Genomic DNA, 4,828 nt, shown 5'->3' with positions numbered 1-4,828 from the left:
ATCAAGGATGGCAGTACCAGCATAGTACTTATCAAGAAACATTAAAAAATCACGCTATCATCCAAAGTATGTCTCGAAAAGGAAACTGTTTGGATAATAGCGTGATGGAAAACTTCTTTGGTTTGTTGAAGTCAGAGTTGTTATATTTAGAAAAGTTTGCTTCCTATGAAGATTTTATTAACAAATTAAAGGATTATATTGATTATTACAATACAAAACGTATTAAGCTCAAATTAAAAGGAATGAGCCCGGTAGAATACCGAACTCATTCCCAAAAAGTAGCTTAATTATATCTGTCCAAGAAAATGGGTGCAGATCATCTATATTATGCGTATCTAGGTTTATCTATTATATCTCTATCATTATCATTTAAAAGAATGGCAGAGGAGGAGGGATTTGAACCCCCGCGCCGGTTGCCCGACCTACCGCATTTCGAGTGCGGACCCTTCAGCCTCTTGGGTACTCCTCCGTGCTTTACGACGCTCTTTAAAGAAATCTTTCATCAATTGGCTGCATTCATCCGCGAGGATGCCCGCTTGCAATTGTGGTTCATGGTTCAATCCAGGGTGGGATAACACATTAAACAGAGATTCTACAGCGCCTCCTTTGTAGTCGCTAGCACCATATACAACGCGATCAATACGGCTGTTAATAATGGCCCCTGCGCACATAGGACACGGCTCTATCGTAACATACAGGGTGCATCCAGTCAACCGCCAGCGACTTAGAGTAGTACAGGCTTCACGGATGACGAGAACCTCGGCGTGAGCCGTTGCATCATGATCCAGTTCGCGGCGGTTATGATGACGTGAAATGACTTGATTATCGTGGACCAAAATGGCGCCAATAGGGATTTCGCCAAGGGCATACGCTTTTTTGCCTTCTTCGATGGCAAGGCCCATAAAGTATTCGTCACGACTGCGCTCATCCATTGTATTAAGTTCGTTCGGGTCCATTAGGTCTTTTGTCATTATCGCACCTCTTAATGTATAATATCTTACATAGAGTCTATCATATTTTATCGTATTTTTGCGAATAGATTTAATCGTTGTATCAGTTGCTTGTGTGAGGCTAGTATGGATATTATTTGGTATATGTTTGATATGATCGGCACCATCGCATTTGCCGTATCAGGGGCGCTCGTCGGTGTGTCTCGTAAAATGGATATTTTTGGCATGGCTGTACTGGCCCTTGCTACCGCTATAGGTGGTGGCGTAATTCGTGATGTACTGCTAGGCTATTTCCCGCCAAACTCACTTCGTAATGTGGTGTACGTTACGGTCGTTCTCGCAGTGACCTTTATTGTATTTGCTATTTATAACAGTCGCTATCATCGCAATATTATGGGTCCTCGTAGTAAGGCTAGTTATTTGTTTGCCGATGCTCTTGGCTTAGCATCCTTTACCGTTACGGGTGCCTCTGCAGGGTATACACTATATCCGGACTTGCCTATATTCATCGTATTGCTTGGTACGATTACCGCTGTAGGCGGTGGCATTCTACGCGATATGTTAGCACAGCGCGTGCCTTCCGTACTGAAAGAAGACGTTTACGCACTTCCTAGCATTATTGGGGGCATAGCCTATTATTTACTGGTGATTAGCGATTGGTCAGGGCAAGCCGTATATGGGGCTTTCACCATTGTACTCATCATTCGTCTACTAGCTATTAAATATCACTGGAGTCTGCCGCGTGTCAGATAATAAAACGGTTTTATGCGATATATTTGCCAAATTATGACTAAGTGATATAATTGTAATATTAGTTATTTTTTTATGATTGTATCCCTTACAACAGTTGTGAAATGGTACGCATGAGCGTGCTTGATAAAGGAGTTTAACCTATGTCTAAAAAATGGTTGAAAGTAGCGTTAATGGTTACGGCTATTGCTACGGGTACATCCATTCAAGTTGATGCGGAAACTGTGTTATATGTTCCGCAAGATGATCGCCCAGTAAGTCTGCAATATACAGTTGATACTGCAAAAGCAGCGGGGATGATGGTGTTAACACCACCACAAAATTTGATTTCTGGTAAAACCTACAAAGGGCAAGCTGATCAAATCTGGAATTGGGTAGAGCAAAATGCGGGCCGTGCTGATGTTATGGTATTGAGTACAGATACCTTAATCTATGGCGGCCTTGTGGATTCTCGTAAACATAATTTGCCTTTGAGCACATTGGAAAATCGTTTAAAACGCATCGAAGCGCTTAAGGCAAACCATAAAAATACACGCATTTATGGCTTTGGTACCGTAATGCGTTCCCCACGCGCTAGTGGGGGCGGTACAGAACCATCCTACTATGCAGATTATGGTCCAACCATATTCCAAATTGCTGCACTACAAGATAAATTGGATGCAGGTACATTGACGCAAGCAGAAACGCAAAAATTGATGAGCTTGCAAGCATCGGTTCCTGTAGAATATTTACAAGACTGGTTCTCTCGCCGTCAAAAAAATATGCAAGTAAACAAAGATCTAATCGATGAAGCGCGTAATGGCGTTTTTTCATACTTTGCATTAGGTCATGATGATACGTCTCAATTGTCTCAATCCGCATTAGAAGGACGCTATTTGAATCAATACTCCAAGGGCATTCCACGTACACAATATGGTAGCTTCCCTGGGGCAGACCAATTAGGTCTGTTATTGATGGCTCGTTCTCGCACTGATGAAAGCGCAGAAAAACCGACATTCTCTGTTATCTATCCACTAGGTGGCGCAGGGAAAACATTGCCAGGCTATGAAGATCAAACCATTGATAAGACGATTGCGGAACACGTAGAAGCCGTTGGTGGCACCATGACAACTGCGGGTAAACCAACCGTTCTTCTCGCTGTTAATACACCGCTTTCAACAAGCACATCTGAATCTGAAACATTTGGTAACTTCCCGATGATTTCTCAAGCTACGAATGCCTTTGTAGATCGCATCCAACAAGCTACGGAACAAGGTGTAAATGTGAGCATTGCTGATATTGCATACAACAATGGTTCCGATAATACCTTGTTAGGCGCTTTATACAAACGCGATTTACTCTATAAAATCGGTGCTTATAATGGTTGGAATACAGCAAGTAATACAGTAGGCTATGCTATTGCCCAAGGTCTATTGTTACAGTCTATGTCTCCAGAAGGTCATCGTGATATGTTGACTCAACAATATTTGGATAACTGGGCATACCAAGCAAATATCCGCAAGGATATTTATCGCATGCAAGATTCTATTCGTACCGACAATGTACGCTACTCTGGTGACTTGAACTCAAAATTAGAAGAATATTTACAAGAACGTGTACAAGATTTCAGTGAAACCTATTTGAAGGTGGACCCACGTACAGTTAAGGCTACATTCCCATGGGGCCGTTTATTTGAAACGGATATTACCGTTTATGATAAACCAGTAGTACCACTTCAAAAAGAAATTCGCATGCAACGTGAAGAAGAAGCGAAGAGACAAGCAGAGGCAGCGGCAGCAGCAACTGCACAAGCTAATGGTCAATCGCAAGCGGCTCCAGCTGCGCCAACTACAACGACGCAAGCTGCACCAGCTGCAACTTCGACACCTGTAGTACATCAAGCGGCAACTGCACCGCGCATTGTTCCAACACCGGCCGCTGTGCCACAACAATAATCGCCTATGAAACGATCGTTTTTGCCTGAAATAACCTATATGCGTGGTCTCTGTATGCTCGGTGTTATCGGCATTCATGTTGGCTCTTATGCATTACAAAATCCGTTCGTTAATTTACAACTTATTAGCGTATTGGAAATTTTATCGCGCTTTGCAGTGCCCGCATTTTTCTTCCTGTCAGCCTTTGGTTTGTTCTACCATACATCGGTAAACGATCCATTTAGCTACAAGGATTTTATGAAACGACGCTTTCAAGTGGTGCTCTATCCTTACATTGTGTGGTCGCTATTCTACCTTATCTATACAGGAATAACGGCGCACAATTTTGGAAATCTCCATCCTGGACCATTACTCGTGAACCTCTTGTTTGGTACCAGTATGTATCACTTATATTTTATGGTTATACTAGTGTGGTTCTATGTGCTCATGCCACTATGGCGTGTGATGGTGCGGTGGATTTTGAAAGCGCCCATTCCTTGGCTTGTAATCCTATTTGCTATTCAATTAGGTGTTGATTTTATATCCTCCTATCGATTGGGGGCCTGGGTGACACAACATTTTAGCGACTCTCCAGCTATAAAATATCTTTTTGATATGCGCCTTAATTATTGGGTGATTCATTATGTATGGATATTCCTCTTTGGCGCTGTTGTAGCTGAGCGCTATGAAGCGGTGAAGGATTACATGTGGCGCTACCGCTATCTATTGGCCACATGTGCTATCCTATCTATTCTATCCATGTTGGGCGCCTACTACTATGTCATGGATGTATGGCATTATACGGTGCTCGAAGCGATTTACACCGTGCATCAGTTGAGTCCGATGGGCGTATTCTATACGGCATTGGGTACATTGTTTAGCTTATTCCTATTCCAAGTGATGCCCCTCAACAATACGATGGAGGCCTTCTGGTCTCAAATTGGGGATACTTCATACGGCATCTATTTGGCGCATCCGTTCTGGTTATTGATCATGACCGGTATCATGGCCAAGTATAATCTTCTATTTACAGTGCCTCACGTAGTGCTGTTGTATGTGATGGCTGTAGGATTATCCTACTTAAGTACAATAGGGTTAAAGCAATTACCAAAGCCCATTCGAAAATATATCCTTGGCAACTGATGGACTTACACAAGTCTTATGAGCTTGGTATATAACTAATTACAATAGAATCCGCTCCTACCATAACTTATA

The 4,828-nt window shown here is 42.5% G+C and carries 5 protein-coding genes and 1 tRNA gene; 4 read left to right on the top strand and 2 right to left on the bottom strand.

Going from position 1 to position 4,828, the window contains the following annotated elements; all coding sequences use genetic code 11:
• A partial coding sequence (locus O3617_RS09500) for a transposase (RefSeq protein ID WP_371449745.1) occupies window positions 1-287 on the top strand: 287 nt, incomplete at its 5' end.
• Between the two features lie 91 nt (window positions 288-378).
• Here O3617_RS09500 and O3617_RS09495 read toward each other — a convergent pair.
• Window positions 379-469 (bottom strand) — tRNA-Ser (locus tag O3617_RS09495).
• On the bottom strand, window positions 423-932 hold the full coding sequence (gene tadA / locus O3617_RS09490) for a tRNA adenosine(34) deaminase TadA (protein ID WP_371449747.1): 510 nt from the start codon (window positions 930-932) through the stop codon (window positions 423-425). Before tadA ends, O3617_RS09495 begins: the two co-directional genes overlap by 47 nt.
• 144 nt (window positions 933-1,076) lie before the next feature.
• Between tadA and O3617_RS09485 the strand changes: the two genes are divergently transcribed.
• From O3617_RS09485 to O3617_RS09475, 3 genes are all read left to right on the top strand, one after another.
• Window positions 1,077-1,703: a trimeric intracellular cation channel family protein gene (locus O3617_RS09485; RefSeq protein ID WP_371449744.1), complete on the top strand. Its 627-nt coding sequence runs from the start codon at window positions 1,077-1,079 to the stop codon at window positions 1,701-1,703.
• A 140-nt stretch (window positions 1,704-1,843) separates the two neighbouring features.
• Window positions 1,844-3,634 (top strand): DUF4127 family protein, encoded by a 1,791-nt coding sequence (locus tag O3617_RS09480; protein WP_371449742.1) that lies wholly within the window; start codon window positions 1,844-1,846, stop codon window positions 3,632-3,634.
• A 6-nt stretch (window positions 3,635-3,640) separates the two neighbouring features.
• Window positions 3,641-4,756 (top strand): acyltransferase, encoded by a 1,116-nt coding sequence (locus tag O3617_RS09475; protein WP_371449741.1) that lies wholly within the window; start codon window positions 3,641-3,643, stop codon window positions 4,754-4,756.
• Window positions 4,757-4,828 lie beyond the last annotated feature (72 nt).

The organism is Veillonella sp. 27098_8_77 (assembly GCF_041431535.1).
GTDB lineage: Bacteria > Bacillota > Negativicutes > Veillonellales > Veillonellaceae > Veillonella.
The sequence above is the reverse complement of the archived record's forward strand: the minus strand, read 5'-3'. Positions and strand labels throughout refer to the sequence as shown.